At 70.5% G+C, this 15,298-nt stretch carries 20 protein-coding genes; 13 read left to right on the top strand and 7 right to left on the bottom strand.

What is annotated here, in order from left to right; all coding sequences use genetic code 11:
• Positions 1-50 precede the first annotated feature (50 nt).
• A complete protein-coding gene (locus tag O7606_RS20295; protein WP_281595605.1) occupies positions 51-644 on the top strand; it encodes a class IV adenylate cyclase in 594 nt (197 codons plus the stop codon).
• Here O7606_RS20295 and O7606_RS20290 read toward each other — a convergent pair.
• The 3 genes from O7606_RS20290 to O7606_RS20280 are packed head-to-tail and all read right to left on the bottom strand — an operon-like array spanning position 641 to position 3,176.
• Positions 641-1,444 carry an endonuclease/exonuclease/phosphatase family protein gene (locus O7606_RS20290; RefSeq protein WP_281595604.1) on the bottom strand — a complete coding sequence of 268 codons (804 nt, stop codon included), beginning with the start codon at positions 1,442-1,444 and terminating at the stop codon, positions 641-643. The two genes, O7606_RS20295 and O7606_RS20290, sit on opposite strands and share 4 nt — an antisense overlap.
• Positions 1,429-2,064, bottom strand: a complete 636-nt coding sequence (tmk, locus tag O7606_RS20285) for a dTMP kinase (protein WP_281595603.1) — start codon at positions 2,062-2,064, stop codon at positions 1,429-1,431. The genes O7606_RS20290 and tmk overlap by 16 nt, the downstream gene beginning before the upstream one ends.
• Before the next feature lie 8 nt (positions 2,065-2,072).
• Complete coding sequence (locus tag O7606_RS20280; protein ID WP_281595602.1) at positions 2,073-3,176, bottom strand: radical SAM protein; 1,104 nt, start codon at positions 3,174-3,176, stop codon at positions 2,073-2,075.
• Between the two features lie 439 nt (positions 3,177-3,615).
• Between O7606_RS20280 and O7606_RS20275 the strand changes: the two genes are divergently transcribed.
• The 12 genes from O7606_RS20275 (at position 3,616) to O7606_RS20225 (ending at position 12,474) form a co-directional block, all read left to right on the top strand.
• The gene (locus tag O7606_RS20275) at positions 3,616-4,923 is read left to right on the top strand and encodes an ATP-binding protein (protein ID WP_281595601.1); all 1,308 of its coding nucleotides are present in this window, start codon (positions 3,616-3,618) and stop codon (positions 4,921-4,923) included.
• Positions 4,924-4,994: 71 nt separating this feature from the next.
• On the top strand, positions 4,995-5,417 hold the full coding sequence (locus tag O7606_RS20270) for a roadblock/LC7 domain-containing protein (RefSeq protein ID WP_281595600.1): 423 nt from the start codon (positions 4,995-4,997) through the stop codon (positions 5,415-5,417).
• Positions 5,414-5,791, top strand: a complete 378-nt coding sequence (locus tag O7606_RS20265) for a DUF742 domain-containing protein (RefSeq protein WP_281595599.1) — start codon at positions 5,414-5,416, stop codon at positions 5,789-5,791. Before O7606_RS20270 ends, O7606_RS20265 begins: the two co-directional genes overlap by 4 nt.
• Positions 5,766-6,383, top strand: a complete 618-nt coding sequence (locus tag O7606_RS20260) for an ATP/GTP-binding protein (RefSeq protein WP_281595598.1) — start codon at positions 5,766-5,768, stop codon at positions 6,381-6,383. Before O7606_RS20265 ends, O7606_RS20260 begins: the two co-directional genes overlap by 26 nt.
• On the top strand, positions 6,380-6,940 hold the full coding sequence (locus tag O7606_RS20255) for a GAF domain-containing protein (protein WP_281595597.1): 561 nt from the start codon (positions 6,380-6,382) through the stop codon (positions 6,938-6,940). Before O7606_RS20260 ends, O7606_RS20255 begins: the two co-directional genes overlap by 4 nt.
• A 208-nt stretch (positions 6,941-7,148) precedes the next feature.
• Positions 7,149-8,411 (top strand): acyl-CoA dehydrogenase family protein, encoded by a 1,263-nt coding sequence (locus O7606_RS20250; protein ID WP_281595596.1) that lies wholly within the window; start codon positions 7,149-7,151, stop codon positions 8,409-8,411.
• The gene (locus O7606_RS20245; protein ID WP_281595595.1) at positions 8,405-9,016 is read left to right on the top strand and encodes an HAD family hydrolase; all 612 of its coding nucleotides are present in this window, start codon (positions 8,405-8,407) and stop codon (positions 9,014-9,016) included. The genes O7606_RS20250 and O7606_RS20245 overlap by 7 nt, the downstream gene beginning before the upstream one ends.
• Positions 9,017-9,025: 9 nt before the next feature.
• Complete coding sequence (locus O7606_RS20240) at positions 9,026-9,325, top strand: HAD hydrolase-like protein (protein ID WP_348651171.1); 300 nt, start codon at positions 9,026-9,028, stop codon at positions 9,323-9,325.
• A complete protein-coding gene (locus tag O7606_RS20235) occupies positions 9,322-10,230 on the top strand; it encodes a hypothetical protein (protein WP_281595594.1) in 909 nt (302 codons plus the stop codon). Before O7606_RS20240 ends, O7606_RS20235 begins: the two co-directional genes overlap by 4 nt.
• Positions 10,231-10,370: 140 nt before the next feature.
• Complete coding sequence (locus O7606_RS20230; RefSeq protein WP_281595593.1) at positions 10,371-10,985, top strand: hypothetical protein; 615 nt, start codon at positions 10,371-10,373, stop codon at positions 10,983-10,985.
• Between the two features lie 47 nt (positions 10,986-11,032).
• A complete protein-coding gene (locus O7606_RS27660) occupies positions 11,033-11,467 on the top strand; it encodes a transposase (RefSeq protein ID WP_348651111.1) in 435 nt (144 codons plus the stop codon).
• Positions 11,468-11,472: 5 nt separating this feature from the next.
• The gene (locus O7606_RS20225) at positions 11,473-12,474 is read left to right on the top strand and encodes an IS3 family transposase (protein WP_348651112.1); all 1,002 of its coding nucleotides are present in this window, start codon (positions 11,473-11,475) and stop codon (positions 12,472-12,474) included.
• 418 nt (positions 12,475-12,892) lie between these two features.
• Here the strand turns inward: O7606_RS20225 and O7606_RS20220 are convergent, their stop codons facing one another.
• Genes O7606_RS20220 through O7606_RS20205 form a run of 4 tightly spaced genes read right to left on the bottom strand, consistent with a single transcriptional unit; the run spans position 12,893 to position 15,196 of the window.
• Entirely contained in the window at positions 12,893-13,657 is a 765-nt protein-coding gene (locus O7606_RS20220; protein WP_281595592.1) for an ABC transporter permease, read from the bottom strand.
• On the bottom strand, positions 13,654-14,466 hold the full coding sequence (locus tag O7606_RS20215) for an ABC transporter ATP-binding protein (RefSeq protein WP_281595591.1): 813 nt from the start codon (positions 14,464-14,466) through the stop codon (positions 13,654-13,656). The genes O7606_RS20220 and O7606_RS20215 overlap by 4 nt, the downstream gene beginning before the upstream one ends.
• Positions 14,463-14,846: a DUF1048 domain-containing protein gene (locus O7606_RS20210; RefSeq protein WP_281595590.1), complete on the bottom strand. Its 384-nt coding sequence runs from the start codon at positions 14,844-14,846 to the stop codon at positions 14,463-14,465. The genes O7606_RS20215 and O7606_RS20210 overlap by 4 nt, the downstream gene beginning before the upstream one ends.
• 2 nt (positions 14,847-14,848) lie before the next feature.
• Positions 14,849-15,196 (bottom strand): PadR family transcriptional regulator, encoded by a 348-nt coding sequence (locus O7606_RS20205; protein WP_281595589.1) that lies wholly within the window; start codon positions 15,194-15,196, stop codon positions 14,849-14,851.
• Positions 15,197-15,298: the final 102 nt, after the last annotated feature.

Here is a 15,298-nt window from a genome sequence, read left to right as displayed (position 1 = left end):
CGGGCGGGTCGAGACGCCGGTTCGGCGGTCGCGTCGTAGGCTGCCACGACGTGACGAGCATTGACACCGCCCAGACGACAGGCACGACCGCAGTGGCCGCGTGCGAGGTGGAGGTCAAGTACCAGGTCGGTGACCTCGCCGTGCTGGAGGCGGCTCTGGCCGCCCGTGGTGTCGTCCTGTCGGCGCCGGTCGTGCAGGACGATCAGGCGTACGCGCCGGTCGGTTGGGATTACGGGCAGTCGAAGATCGGGGTGCCGTTCGCGCGGCTGCGGACCGAGCGGGGTCGGCACCTGTTGACGGTCAAGACGCCGGTGGCCAACGAGCAGTCGTGTGTCGAGCACGAGACCGAGGTGGCCGATCGGGAGCAGATGCACGCCGCGATCCAACAGTTGGGCTTCTATCCGACGGTGCGCATCCGCAAGACCCGGCGTACCGCGACCGTCGGGTTGATGTCGTTGTGCGTTGACGAGGTGGACGGCATCGGCGCGTTTCTGGAGATCGAGCGCATCGTTTCCGGTGACGGGTCCGGTGAACGGGTCCAGGCCGAGCTTGACCGGTTCGCCGTCGCGCTGGAGGCGCCGCTGCGGCGGACGAGCGACACCTATGACTCACTGGTCCGCGCGGCGGGGCTGATCGGGGTTTAGAACAGGGTCGCCGGCTCGGCTGCCTGCGGCATGGGCCGCATGTCGAGTGTGTCGGCGGGCAGGTCGAGGTTCAACGTGACGGCGGCGTGGTCGGTGAGGCGCTGCTCGCGGGGCTCCTGTAGGTAGTCGCCGCCGTGGATTCGGTCGCGTAGTGCGGCGCCGACGTGGAGGTAGTCGAAGCGGTAGCTGTTGCCGGCCCGGCCGAACCAGCTGTGCTGCGGGACGCCGGGGGCGAGGTGCTGATGCGTGTCGGTGAGTCCGGCGTCGGCGAGGGCGTCGAATAGGCCGTACTCGAACGGTAGCCACACTCCGGGGTAGGGGGGTTGGTGGTCGCGGGGGATGACGTTGTAGTCCCCGCCGAGCACCAGGTGCGCCCGCTCGTCAGCATTCAGGTGGTCGAGGGTGTCGACGAGGGAGGCGAGGAACGTCTTCTTCCGTTGGACCTTGGCGGGGGCGCGGTCGCTGGAGGGCACGTAGACGCCGAGGACGGTGACAGGCGGGTCGCTGTCGATGGTGGCGGCGACGGCCCGGCCGGGGATGCTGAGTCCGGCGGTGAGGTCCGGGCGGGCGGTGACCGGCACCCGGCTGATCATTGCCGCGCCGCGGTCGCCGGGCAGGGACGGGTGCAGGACGTGGCAGCCGGCGCGGCGGAACTGGTCGACCAGGTGGGCGGTGCCGTCGCCGCCGCTGGTCTCGGTGAGCAGGAGGACCTGTTCCGGGCGGGCGGCGAGCCACCGCAGCAGCGGTTCGGCGCGCCGCCGGGAGGTGGCCTGGATGTTCAGGGTCAGGATCGACAGCACGGGGTGAGGGTGTCAGGCCGCGGGGCGTCGGGCGAGCATGGGGTCAGCGTGTCGAGGGCGGCGGAGACCACCTGTTCCGGGTTCCGGTTCCGGCAGTCGATCTTCGCCTGGTGCCAGGACTGCCGATGGAGGAAGTCGAACGCTTGGTCGTAGAGGCGCAGCTCGCGTTCGGGGCTGCCGGTGGCCTCAAGTCGGGTCAGGCGGTGGCGGGCGGCGAGGCGGGCGGCGATGACCTGCGGGTCGTCGATCAGGTAGAGGGAGACGGTGGGTTGCAGGACGTACCTGTTGTAGCTCCAGATCTCGCGCAGGTCGACCGCGTCGACCCGCTGCAGGACCAGTGAGGACTGCACGTAGCGGTCGCTGATGACGATGGCGCCGGCGTCGAGGGCGGGGATGATCTCGTCCTCGACGTGCGCGGTGCGGTCGGCGGCGATCGCGAGGGCGAGGGCCCGTCCGTGGATGACGGCCTCCGCCTCACGCAGCAGCTCCCCGAGCCGGGTGCGGGTGGGCTCGGTCGTCAGGTGCACGGGCCGGCCGGTGTCGTGGCGCAACCGGTCGGCCAACCGCCCGGCGATGGTGGTCTTCCCGACCCCGTTGGGTCCCTCGATCACGATGAACATGACCGTGGTCACCTGTTGACCGGTTGGATCGGGATCAGCGGACGCCGTACGGTCTCGGGCGGGCACTGCTCGGCGTCCCGGACGCCGATGCGCTGGCCGGCGGCGACGACGGCGGCCGGGCAGCCCTTGCCGCACGAGGTGCTCAACGCGCACGCCCCACAGGTCGGGTCGGCACCCACCTGGTAGCGGTCCTGGAAGCGGTAGCGGTCGAGGGCGTCGGCGATCTCCCCGTCGAGGATGTTGCCGACCAGGAACTCACGGTCGGCGTGCCGGGACTGCGGGGTCCGGGCGGCGAAGACCAGGTAGGGGCAGACGGCGGTGTCGCCGTTGGCGAACACGTAGATCAGGGTGCCGGCGTCGCAGCCGGACAACGGCCGCTCGTCGTTCGGGAACCGGATCGGCACCAACTCCACCCGGCCGGCCAGGGGCGCGGTGGCGGCGGCGATCGCCCGCATCGTCTGCTCCGGCGCGGCGAGCCGACCGTGGGACTTCACGCCCCGCCCGAAGCTCGACAGCGGGTTCATCAGCACGTACTCCGCGCCCAGGTCCGCGGCGAACGCGCACAGCTCGGCGAACTCCTCCGGCCGGGTGAGCACGTTCGGCGTCGACAGGATCCCGTGCAACAGACCAGCCTCGGCGAACCGCCGCGTCGTCTCCCGGGTGGTGGCGAACGAGTCGCGGTCGCCCCGGAACCGGCCGTGCGAGGCGGGCCGGAACCCGTCGAAGCTGACGTTGACCCGCACATTGCCCAGCGCCGCGAGAGCGGCGATCTGCCCATCACTGGTCCGGGTGGCGTTGGTGCAGATCTTGACGGGCAGGTCCATCCGGGCCGCCGCCGCGCAGATCTCCACCAGGTGTGGATGCACGAACGGCTCCCCGCCGGTCAACGTCAACCGCCGCACCCGGGCCCGCCGCAGTCGGGGCAGCACCGTCTCGACCATCACCTCCAGCGGTATGTCCGCCCCGACGCGGGTGGAGGAGACGAAGCAGTGGGCGCAGTGCAGGTTGCACCGCTCCGTGATCTGCACCAACGCCTTACGCTCGTCGCCCTCCACGGAGGTGCGGAAATAGCAGGAGCTGGCATGGGTCTCGACGACCAGACGCTTGCTCACGATCCCTCCCAGCGTCCGCCCGCTCCCGGCGGCGTCGATGTCACCCGGCCCGGGTCACGGGGAATCCTCGTCCAGGAAACGGGTGCCTGTTCGTGTCGAACACCCTCGACACCGAAATCCGACACCACGGCGGGCCGGCCGCGCTCGCGTCGCCGCCGATCGTCACCCGCGCCCGACCAACCGGCATCGATTGACGTCGAATGATCGGGGCGGCCGGCCGAAAGGTGGCCTTGGTCCTCCCGGAGTGGCCGGGTCGCGCGGATTCCGTGTCGGTTCTTCGTGTCGACGGTGGTCGACACCCCGCGCTTCCCCGCCAATGGGTTCCAACGGCATCGATCGCTGCGACGCCAGGCCATCCCACGGCCCGGTGGGCCGGGCTGGGCGCGCGGCCGGTGGCGGGGCCGATGCCCACGCCGCCTCGAGCATGTGAGGAGGCAGGGTGGAAGTCCGACCCGACGCGCCGGCTGGAGAGCCGACCGCGACCGGCCTGCGCGCCCGCCTGCTGCGACTGTCCGTGGGACCGGCCGCGGTGGTGGCGGTGATCGCACTGGGGACGGCGGCGTGGGCGGTGACCCTGACACCAGGGCCCGTCCCGGTGACGGCCGCGCTGATGATCGTGTGCGCGGTCGTGGCGTGCTCCGCGGTCGTCGCGGGCGCCGCGGTGCGCGGTCGTGAGCTCGCCCGGTCTGTCGCCGGGACACCGGCAGCCACCGCGCGGGAGTCGGTCGCCCCGATGGTGGGTCAGCAGGAGGTGTATGTCGGTCTCGCCCGCCGGCTGCAGGGCCTGGCGCACCGCGAAATCCAGTTGCTGGACACCCTGGAAGCGCAGGTCGAGGACCCGGACCTGCTCAAGGGCCTGTTCCAGGTGGACCACCTCGCCACCCGCACCCGCCGCTACGCGGAGAACCTCGCCGTGGTGGGAGGGGCCGTGCCGCGGCGGCAGTGGAGCCGACCACTGCCGCTGGTCGAGGTCCTACGCTCGGCCACCGCCGAGGTCGAGCAGTACGCCCGGGTACGGGTGACGCCCCCGGTCGAGGGAACCGTACGCGGCCACGCCGGAGCCGACGTGGTGCACCTGCTGGCCGAGCTGATCGAGAACGCGACCGTCTTCGCGCCTCCGGACACGGAGGTGACGGTGCGGGCCCGGCGGGTCGCGGCCGGCGTGGCGGTCGAGGTGGACGACCGCGGCCTGGGCATGCCGCACCCCGAGCAGGACCGGCTCAACACCCTGCTGGCGGATCCGGGCCGCGTCGACGTCGGGGACCTGCTCCGCGACGGCCGTATCGGCGCGTGGGTGGTATCAGCGCTGGCCCGCCGGCACGCCATCACGGTCAAACTGCAGACCAACGTCTACGACCCAGGCGGTGGTGATCCTGCCAACGCCGCTGCTAGGCGACCATACGACCCAGGAACCGCCAGCCGTCGACCCGGCCCGAACACCGCCACGCACCGCGCCGACCACGCCGCCACCACCGATGACCGGTGTCCCGCCGTCACCGGCCGTCCCGCGCCACCGCCCACCCACGCCCCCGGCGAGAGCGACACCGACCACACCGACGCCCGCCACCTACCACAGCTCCCTCACCGGCCAGGACGCGCACGGCGACGGGTCGCGGCCCGTGCTGCCGCGCCGGACCCGGCAGGCACACATGGCGGCCCCGTTACGGCAGCCCCGCCCAGGGGCGGTGAACCAGCCCCGCGGCGGCCACGACCCGACGCTGATGGCCGACTTCCTGCGCGGCGTTGACGCCGGAAACGGCATCCCGTCCGCAGCGCCTCCCACCCCGTGACCACTGTGACGCGACAAGGAGCCATCCCGTGAACACCACGACGCCCGGCCAGGAGCTGGCCTGGCTGCTGGCCGCCCTGCTGGAACGGGTGCCACACACCCACAGCGCGCTGCTGTTGTCCTCCGACGGGCTGCCGCGGGCCGCCCACGGCCTGGCCGGCGACGGCGCGGACCACCTGGCGGCGATCGCCTCCGGGCTGTTCTCCCTGACCCGCAGCGCCGGGCAGATGTTCGACGGAGGCTCCGGCGTGCGGCAGGTGGTGGCCGAACTCGACGACACGCTGCTGTTCGTCACCGCCGCCGGTGAGGGCGCGGTGCTGGCGGTGCTGGCGGGCCGTCAGACGGACGTCGGCGTCCTCGGCTACGAGATGTCGCAGATGGTCAAGAGCGTCCGACCGTATCTGGCGACCCCCGCCCGCAGCGCCGGCGTCATATCCCCTGCCGTCCGATGAGCTCCGGCGGCGCGCATCAGGAGACGTGGGTCGACGAGGCGGCCGGGCGGCTGGTACGCCCCTACACGGTCAGCGCCGGCCGGACCCGGCCCACCACGGCCATGGACCTGCTGTCGTGGGTCGTCGCCACCGGCGTCCGGCCGCGCGGGCGGTTGGAGCCGGACCACGGCGTGGCGCTGGGTCTGTGCGGCGAGGCGACCACGGTCGCCGAGATCGCCGCCCGGATGAGGTTGCCGGCCGCGGTCACGAAGGTGGTGCTGTCGGACCTGGTGGCGGTCGGCGCGGTACGCACCCGCCCACCCAGCCCGGTCGTCGACCCCCACGACCGGACGATCCTGGAGCGGCTCCTTGCCGGCCTACAACGACGACTCTGACCGCACGCCGAACGCGCTCAAGGTGCTGATCGCCGGCGGGTTCGGAGTCGGGAAGACCACCTTCGTCACCGCGACGAGCGAGATCCCGCCGCTGCGCACCGAGGAAATCCTCACCGCGGCCAGCGTCGGCGCCGACGACCTCGCCGGGGTGGAGGCCAAGACGACCACCACCGTGGCCCTGGACTTCGGCCGCATCACCATCGACGCCGGCAATGTCCTGTACCTGTTCGGCACACCGGGGCAGGACCGGTTCTGGTTCCTGTGGGACGAGCTGTGTCACGGCGCGCTCGGCGCGGTGGTGCTGGTCGACACCCGCCGCCTGCCGGACTGCTTCGCCGCCGTGGACTTCTTCGAGTCCCGCCGCATGCGGTTCCTGGTCGCCGTCAACGAGTTCGACGGCGCCTACCGATACGACCCCGCAGAGGTACGCGCCGCCCTGAGCCTGCGGCCGGAGGTGCCGGTCGTGACGTGCGACGCCCGCCACCAACGATCCGCGACCGCCGTCCTGGTGACGCTCGTGCAGTACCTGCTCACCGCGCCGCCTTCCGTACTCGCCAGCGCCGACCCGACAGAGGCAGGTAACCCGGCATGATCAATGACAGCTACGAACCCCGACTCCTCACCCCACCCGACGTACAGGCACCGCAGCGGCTACACCGCCTGCGGGCCCTGCGACTCGGACGAGCGGAGCCGGAGTTCGACGACTTCGCCCGCAAGCTGGCCCAGACCACCGACATGCCCTGGGCGATGGTGAACTTCCTCGACGAGCACGGCCAGTTCTTCGCCGGCCTCTACACCGCCCGAACCACCCAGCCGGGGGTGTCCCCGCCGGTCACCCCACTCGAACCCGGCCGCCGCATGTCACGAGACCAGGGCTTCTGCCCACACGTCGTCGCCCGACGCCGCGCCCTGGTCCTCGAGGATGTCTGCGCCTGGCCGCGATTCGCCGGCAACCCCGTCGTCGACCAGCTCGGCATCCGCACCTACCTGGGCGCCCCGCTGATCGACCACACCGGCACCGCCCTCGGGACGATCTGCGTGGTCGGCCCCGAGCCCCGCGCCTGGGGCCAGAAAGGGCTCACCACCATCAAGACCCTGGCCGCCGAGCTGTCGGCGCTCATCGAACAGCGGGAACACCACCCCCGGTGACAACCGGGTACGTCCGGCGACCGCCGACGGCGCCACCGATCCCACTGCGACCAGCGCGGGACACGCCCACGTCGCCCCCGCCGCCCGAGTCGGCGACCCGGCGTTCCAGGCGCTGCCGGTGACACCACCCCCCACCACGGTTGCAACCGATGGCGTGACCCGCAGCCATCGGAACACACCCGGGGACGACCCACGAGGAGAGCGGCAGATGGTCGACGGCTACCACCTCACCCCCCACCACACACGCCTGCGGGACACGGTCCGGGCGTTCGCCGAGGCCGAGATCCGACCCCGCGTCGCAGAGCTGGAGGCGGGCCGGAGCGTGGCGCGCGACCTGTCCCGGCACATCGCCCGCCAAGGATGGCTCGGCGTCACGATCGACCCCACCCATGGCGGACTCGGACTCGGCCACCTCGCCAAAACGATCATCATCGAGGAACTGTCCCGCGTCTGCGCCGCCATGGGCGCCATGCTCCAAGCGTCCCAGCTCGGCACCGCGAAGATCATCCACTTCGGCAGCGACACGCAGAAACAGACCTGGCTACCCGCCATCGCCGCCGGTGACTGCCTGCCGACCATCGCCGTCACCGAACCCGGATCCGGCAGCCACGTCCTCGGCATCACCACCACCGCCGTCCGCGACGGCGACGACTACCTCATCACCGGCACGAAGACCTTCGTCGGCAACAGCCACATCGGCGACCTGCACGGCGTCGTGGCCCGCACCGGCCCCGGCACCCTTGGACTGTCCGCCTTCCTCGTCGAAGCGGACCGGCCCGGTGTGCGCCTCACCCCGCACGAGCCGAGCATGGGCCTGCACGGCTTCAGCTTCGGCGAGATCGTCTTCGACAACTGCCGGATTCCGGCGGCGAACCGGCTCGGCGTCGAAGGCGACGGCCTCGATGTGGCCTACTCCTCCAGCGTCCTGTACGGCAGACCCAACCTCGCCGCCGTCGCCCTCGGCATCCACCAAGCCGTCCTCGACACCACCGTCACCTACACGACCAGCCAACACCGCTACGGGAAACCGCTGGCCGACCTGCCCACGGTGAAGCAGCGCATCGGCGCCATGCAGTCCCGGCTGATGGTCGCCCGCCTGGCCGCCTACCACGCCGCACACCTGCTCGACCGCGGACTACCCTGCGACGCCGAACTCGTCAACGCCAAACTCGTCAACGCCGAACAGACGATCGACTCCGCCCGCACCGCGATGGAGATCCACGCCGCACACGGCCTGCATCCCGCCCGGTCGCCCATCGAGCGTTACTTCCGCGACGCCCTGCACATCGTCGCCCCCGCCGGCACCTCGGACATCCAACTCCTCCGACTGGCCGAACACGCCCTCGGCGCCGCGAGACAACCCTGGTCGACCCGGTTCCACTCCTCCGTCTCCCTGCGGAGGCGACAACGAGGCGAGGTGAAGCCCACGCTGCGGGCAGGCACGACCGCGACGGGTTTCAGCGCGTGCTGACCACCTCCCGCGCCCTCGTCAGCGACCAGCCCGCCGACACGTTGCCGGTCCTGGCGAGGTACCTGCACACGCGACTCGGCACGCCACCGGCCCGAGCACTCGCGGCCATCAGCTTCGACATCGACGACACACTCATCGACACCAGCGGCAGCCTGGCTCACGGGGTGCGGGCGGGAGCCCAGCTCGCGGCCACCCTCACCTCCCGCGTCGACCCCGGCGCGCTGATCACCGCCTACCACGCGGCATTCGCCGCCCACTGGCGGTACCCTGCCGCAGCGGGCGCCCGTGGCCTGCATGACCTTCGTCGACGCGTCTGGCGGACGGCTCTACGGAGCGTGAGCGTCTCGCTGGACACCAGGGGCCTGGACCGGCTGGTGCGCACATGCGTCGCCGCCCAACTCGCCATGATCACCCCGGACCCGGAACTACGCGGTCTCCTGCGAGAGCTGACCGACCTCGCGCCGGTAGCGGTCTGCAGCAACGGGCCACGTGCCTCGATCCAGCGCAAGCTGGACAAGGCGGCCCTCACCGAGTTCGTCACGGCCACCATCTGCGGTCCGGACCGCGGACTCGCGAAGCCCGACCCCGGCCCCTTTCACGCGTGAAGCCGAGCGCTGAACGTCGACCCCGCACGCTGTCTCCACATCGGCGACAGCTGGCACGCCGACGTCGAAGGCGCCCTCGCCGCCGGCATGGTCCCGATCTGGATCGCCCGCCCTCCGGCGGCCACACGGCCGCGGCCACCATCCGTGCCCTCGTATCCCACCGTCACCCACGCCATCCGCGACCTCCTGCGGCTTCTCTCCAGCGACGCCGCAACACAGCCGCAGCCAGCCGACCCGGCCCGCCCCGCGGCACGGGTCGATCGCTTCCCCGTCACATCCGAACAACCGACGACGAGGCAACAACCATGACCCCACTCGACGCGCAGACCCCGCACAGGCGCACGGGCAAACCGCGGCGTCCCCTACTGGGGGTCGCCCTGGCCGCCGTCACCATCGCCCTGACGGCAGCCATCGCGCACCCGTACCTCCCCGGAGGCCACCGCCCGGGCGCCGAACCGGCGGTGATCCCCGCAGGCCCCGGCAAGGTACCGCCCGCAGCCGGCGTCACCGCACCGTGCCTCGCGGAACTGGCCGACATGCTCACCACGGCGGCCGACGCGAGCCGCTCGGCCAACGCCACCCTGGCGCGCCCCGCCACGTACGCCCGCACACACACTCGGGCCTGGGCCGCGCAGGACACCCTGATCCCGTCGGGGACCAGCAGCCGCACGATCGTCACCACCGAGACCTGGCAGTGGCGCGCCGCCGACGGGTCTGGTCGCACCGTCAGCACCACACCCGGCTCCGCCGGCCACACCGTCACCGACCACCCCGCCGGAGGAATCCCCGCACCGCTACCCGAGCCGACCCCCACCGACCCCCACACCCTCACCACCCACCTCGCTGCGGTCCAGCCGCCCGGGATGGGACCGCAGTGGATCATCCGCGCGGTCGCGGACGTGCATCTCACCCAACACCCGGCACCGGCCACCCGGATCGCCCTGCTCCGCCTACTCGCCACCGCCGACGCCGTCGTCTGCCACGGCACGACCGCGGACCGGGCCGGTCGGCCCGGTATCGCCGTCGCCGTCGCCCACCAGCGGGCCCGCGACACCCTGATCATCGACCGGGCCGGCTGGGTCCTCGCCCACGAGAGCACCGACCTCGGCCCGCCGCCCGGCATGGACAAGAACGCACCACGCCTGCGCTCCTACACCCTCGTCATCGACCGCTCCGCAGAACCCACGATCGACACGGCGCAGGCCACGCGGTGACCCGAACCCGCACCGGCGCGATGCTGCTCACCGCGTCACTCCTCCTCACCGCCTGTACCGGACTCTCCGCCGGCGTGAGCCCCGACCCGCCGTCTCCGACAACGCCCCCGACCAGCACACCACCGGTCCCAGCCGGACCGGTGCTGACCCGCCTGGCCGACACCCTCACCGACGCACCCGCCGACACCACCCGCGGCGACTACCAGTACGTCGAACAACGCACCTGGTACCGCGACATCATCGGGCCACCCCGCCCCACCGGATGGCCCGAAAAGGTCCGCGTCAACCAGCTCTGGCGCACCGACGACGCCGCCGACGGACGGCAGGTCAGCGTGCACATAGACGCCGACAGCTGCACCCCCGACAGCGGAGACAACAGCTGGACCGGCCGGGCAGGGGACCGGTTCGACCAACCACCACCGAGACGACCCGCCGCCCTGCGCGCCCACCTGCTCGCCGCGGCCGGTCCCGGCGACACCGGTCCCCAGCACATCGTCGGCGGAATCGCGATACTCTACGAACGCCACGCGCCCACCCGCCCGGCCCGGGCCGCGATCCTGCGGCTCCTCGCGCAGCAGCCCGGCCTCCTCGCACAGACCGGCGTCACCGACCGCGTCCACCGCCCCGGCGTGAACGTCATCGTCCCGTACACCGACCACTCCGGCGTGCCAAGGCACGACATCCTCACCATCGACGCGACCAACGGCGTCCTCCTCGCCCCTCTCGGTCAGGATGGCGTGAGACACCCCGTGTGAGTGGGGTGCTGACCTGCTGAGGGCGGGGATCGGAGATCCTTGTGTACGTGTCCACTTCATCTGGCAAGCAGCCGGCGTCCGGCGGCGGGGACCCGGCGCCGAAGCCGTCGCGGCGGGTCTTCAGCCCGGAGTACAAGCTCGCGATGGTCGCCGAGTACGAGAACGCCGCGAACGGAGAGAAGGGTGCGATCCTGCGCCGGGAAGGCTTGTACTCGTCGCACATCATCGAGTGGACACGGGCTCGGGATGCCGGGCACCTCGGCCAGGCAGGGACTCCGGATTCCGGCGCTGCGTCGGCCGGGTCGCGGGTGAAGAAGTCCGCAGAACAGATCGAGCTGGAGAAGCTGCGCCGGCAGAACGAGAAGCTGCAGGCGGATCTGAAGAAGACCCGCATTGCGTTGGACATCATGGGAAAAGCGCACGCGCTCTTGGAGGAACTCTCCGAGAGCGCGGACAACGACAACCCGCCGAGGAGATCCTGACCGCCGTGTTCGGGCAGTTACGCGACGCGGACATCTCCGTGCAGCGGGCGTGCGCGTTGACCGGGACATCGCGGGCGACCTACTACCGGCGGGCGAAGCCGGTGGTCGGGCCGCGGCACGGGCCGTGGCTGCCGCGGACCCCGCCGCCGCAGGCGCTCAGCACCGCCGAGCGGGAGCGGGTCCTGGCGGTGTTGAACTCGCCTGCTTATGCCGACCTGGCGATCCCGCAGGTCTGGGCCAGGGAACTCGACGCGGGCCGCTACCACTGCTCGATGTCCACGATGTACCGCATCGCCCGCGCGGCCGGGCAGAGCCGGGAACGACGCCGGCTGGCGACCCATCCGCCCCGGGTGCGGCCGGAGCTGGTCGCGACCGGGCCGGGTCAGGTGTGGTCCTGGGACATCACCGCGTTGAAAGGACCCGTCAAAGGCGTCTGGTACCGGTGTTACGTCATGATCGACATCTACTCCCGGTACGTCACCGGGTGGCTCGTCGCGGCCGCCGAGGACGCGGTCGTCGCCCGTGACTTCCTGGCCGACGCGATCGACCGTAACGGGATCGAGCCGCACACCATCCACGCCGACCGCGGCGGCGCCATGGTGTCGAAACCGGTGTCGGAGATGCTCGTCGACCTCGGTGTCCTCCGCTCGCACTCCCGACCCCGGACCTCGAACGACAACCCGTACTCCGAGGCCCAGTTCAAGACTATGAAGTACGTGCCGGATTTCCCGGCCCGGTTCGGATCCCTCGCTGACGCGAGAGCCTTCTGCGACGGCTTTTTTACCGCCTATAACCACGAGCACCGGCATTCCGGGATCGGCTGGCACACCCCGGCGTCGGTGCACTACGGCACCGCCGAGCAGATCCGCGAGCACCGCCAGAACACCCTCGACGCGGCCCACGCCACCCACCCAGACCGGTTCAACCACCGGCCACGCCCACCGCAACTACCCGACCGTGCCTGGATCAACCAGCCCACCCAACAGGACCAAACCGTCTCAATTTGACTTGACAACTACCGGTGCGTCACCAGCGACTCCCTGCTCGGCGAAGCGCGCCCCTCGCACCGGACCCTGATCTGGCCCGGTCGGCCGCATGCGTGGGTGCTCGGACGTCGGGGCACTGGGGGTGGGCAGGCTGGACTGCACCGGACTTCCGACTCTATTTGCAAGTGGTAATCTGATTGATTTTCAACGGGCTATTGCCGTACCAGCAATAACGTGTTCGGTTTGGGTCGGACGCGGTCGGACTGGGCTAAACGAATCACTTTGCGCATTGATGCTTCTCGCTACGGATCAGAAGGTTAGGGGTTCGAGTCCCTTCGGGCGCACTTGTGACGACAGGGAAGATAGCCGTTCGGCTATCTTCCCTGTCGTCGTATGAGTCAAGGTTGTGGCACAGATCGACCTTGCCGCCCGCGACCGGTCAGCTGGTCTTCTTGCGGTAGATCGCTGTCGCGGCGACGTAGGCGGCCATGAGGATGCCGGCGCACCAGGCGAGGGCGATCCAGATGTCGTTGCCGACGGGTTGCTGCGCGAACAGCGCGCGAAGAGTGTTCACGATGGACGTTACCGGCTGGTTCTCGGCGAACCACGCGACCGGGCCGGGCATGGAGTCGGTAGGGACGAACGCCGAGCTGACGAAGGGCAGAAAGATCAGCGGGTAGCTGAAGGCGCTCGCGCCGTCGACGGTCTTGGCGGACAGGCCCGCTATCACGGCGATCCAGGTGAGGGCGAGGGTGAACAGGATCAGGATGCCGGCGGCGGCGAGCCAGTCGGCTGTGGATGCGTTGGTGCGGAATCCCATGATCAGTGCGACGCCTGTGACGATCACGAGCGAGGCCAGGTTGGCGACGAGTGAGGTCAGGACGTGCGCCCAGAGCACGGAGGGTCGTGGGATCGGCATCGACTGGAAGCGCTCGAAGATACCGCCCTGCAGGTCGAGGAGCAGGCGGTACGCCGTGTAGGCGATGCCGGACGCGATCGTGATGAGCAGGATGCCCGGCAGCATGTAGTTGATGTACGACTGGTCCGATCCGGTGTTGATGGCGCCACCCAGCACGTACACGAAGAGCAGCATCAGCGCGACCGGGGTGACGGCTGTGGTGATGATGGTGTCCGGGCTGCGGAGGATGTGACGCAGAGAGCGGCCGGTGAGGGTTCCGGTGTCGCTGAGGACATGTGCGCTCATCGAGATTCCTCTCCTACGGAGATGGCTGCCGGGCCGGCGGTGTCATCGGTGCCGCCGACCAGGGCGAGGAAGACGTCCTCGAGGGTCGGCTGCTTCTCGACGTACTCGACCTTGGCGGACGGGAGGAGCCGCCTCAGCTCGGCGAGGGTGCCGTTCTGGATGATCGTGCCGTTGTGCAGGATCGCGATCCGGTCGGCGAGTTGCTCGGCCTCGTCGAGGTACTGGGTGGTCAGCAGGATGGTCGTGCCATCCTTGGCGAGCTGGCGCACCGTCTGCCAGACCTCGATGCGGGCCTGCGGGTCGAGGCCCGTGGTCGGCTCGTCGAGGAACACGACCGGCGGGTTCCCGACAAGACTCATCGCGATGTCCAGCCGCCGGCGCATGCCGCCCGAGTACGTCGCCGCCCGGCGGTTCCCGGCCTCAGCGAGCGAGAAACGGGCGAGCATGTCGTCAGCGATCGCACCCGGGTTCCTCAGGTGGCGGAGCTTCGCGACCAGGACCAGATTCTCCCGGCCGGTGAGCACGTCGTCGACTGCGGCGAACTGGCCGGTCAGGCTGATCGACCTGCGTACGTCGGCCGGGGTCGAGGAGACGTCGAAGCCGTGCACGGTCGCGGTGCCGCCGTCCGCCTTCAGCAACGTCGACAGGATCCGCACCAGCGTGGTCTTCCCGGCGCCGTTCGAGCCGAGCAGAGCGAAGATGCTCCCGGCTGCCACCTCGAAGTCGACGCCCCGCAGCACGTGCAGGTCCTGGTAGGACTTGGTGACGGCCCGCACGCTGATCGCGGGTTCGCGCGTTCCGGTGGTCATGCGTCCCTCTCCTCACTGGTGTCGCCGGCGGCGGTGTCGATCGCCGTCCGCAGGCGTGCGCGCTCCTTGTCGATCCACTGCCGGCCCGAGTACGCCCGCAGGAACGTCTCGGCGAACTCGACCGGGTCGTCGCCGACGATCGCGCGGACCGGCGTGCCGTCGGCCGCCGCACGTTCCCAGAGGTCGACGAAGTCGCCGAGCATCGTGATGAGCGTGTTCCCGTCGACGATCCCGCCCTGATACATGAAGTACCGCTGGAGCGCCTTGGCCGCGCTGCGGTGCGGCTCCGGCAGGGCCTCCATGCGGGCCATGTGGTGCTTGTACTGCTTCTTCTGGTCGAGCGATCCGACGAGCGTCTCGATCCACTTCGCGGCGGCCATGCTCATGCTCCTTGGCTTTGTCGGTTGTCGGTGTCACGAAGTTGTTCGATGCGCTCCGTCAGGACGCCCCACGTCCTCCAGAACTCGGCGAGTTGCTCTCGCCCCTTCGCGTTGAGCGAGTACACCTTTCGCGGGGGCCCCTTCTCGGAGGGAACCTTCTCCACGTCCACGAAGCCGCGCTGCTCGACGCGGACGAGCAGCGCGTAGATGGTGCCTTCCGCGATGTCCGAGAACCCGCGGTCGCGCAGCCACGCGGTGATCTCGTAGCCGTACGCCGATCTGCGGGCCAGGATCGCCAGGACGATGCCTTCGAGAGTGCCCTTCAGCATCTCTGTCATCTGGTTGCCCATGCCGCCATCCCCTCGCTACCAAGCGACGCTGACTACCGGTAGACAGTAGCACTAGGTACCGCTAGGTAGCAACGCTGAATACCGACGCAGAGCCGTGTCGGG

The sequence above is a fragment of the Micromonospora sp. WMMD882 genome, assembly GCF_027497255.1.
Taxonomy (GTDB): Bacteria; Actinomycetota; Actinomycetes; order Mycobacteriales; family Micromonosporaceae; genus Micromonospora.
This window is presented reverse-complemented; position numbering and strand designations above follow the sequence as displayed.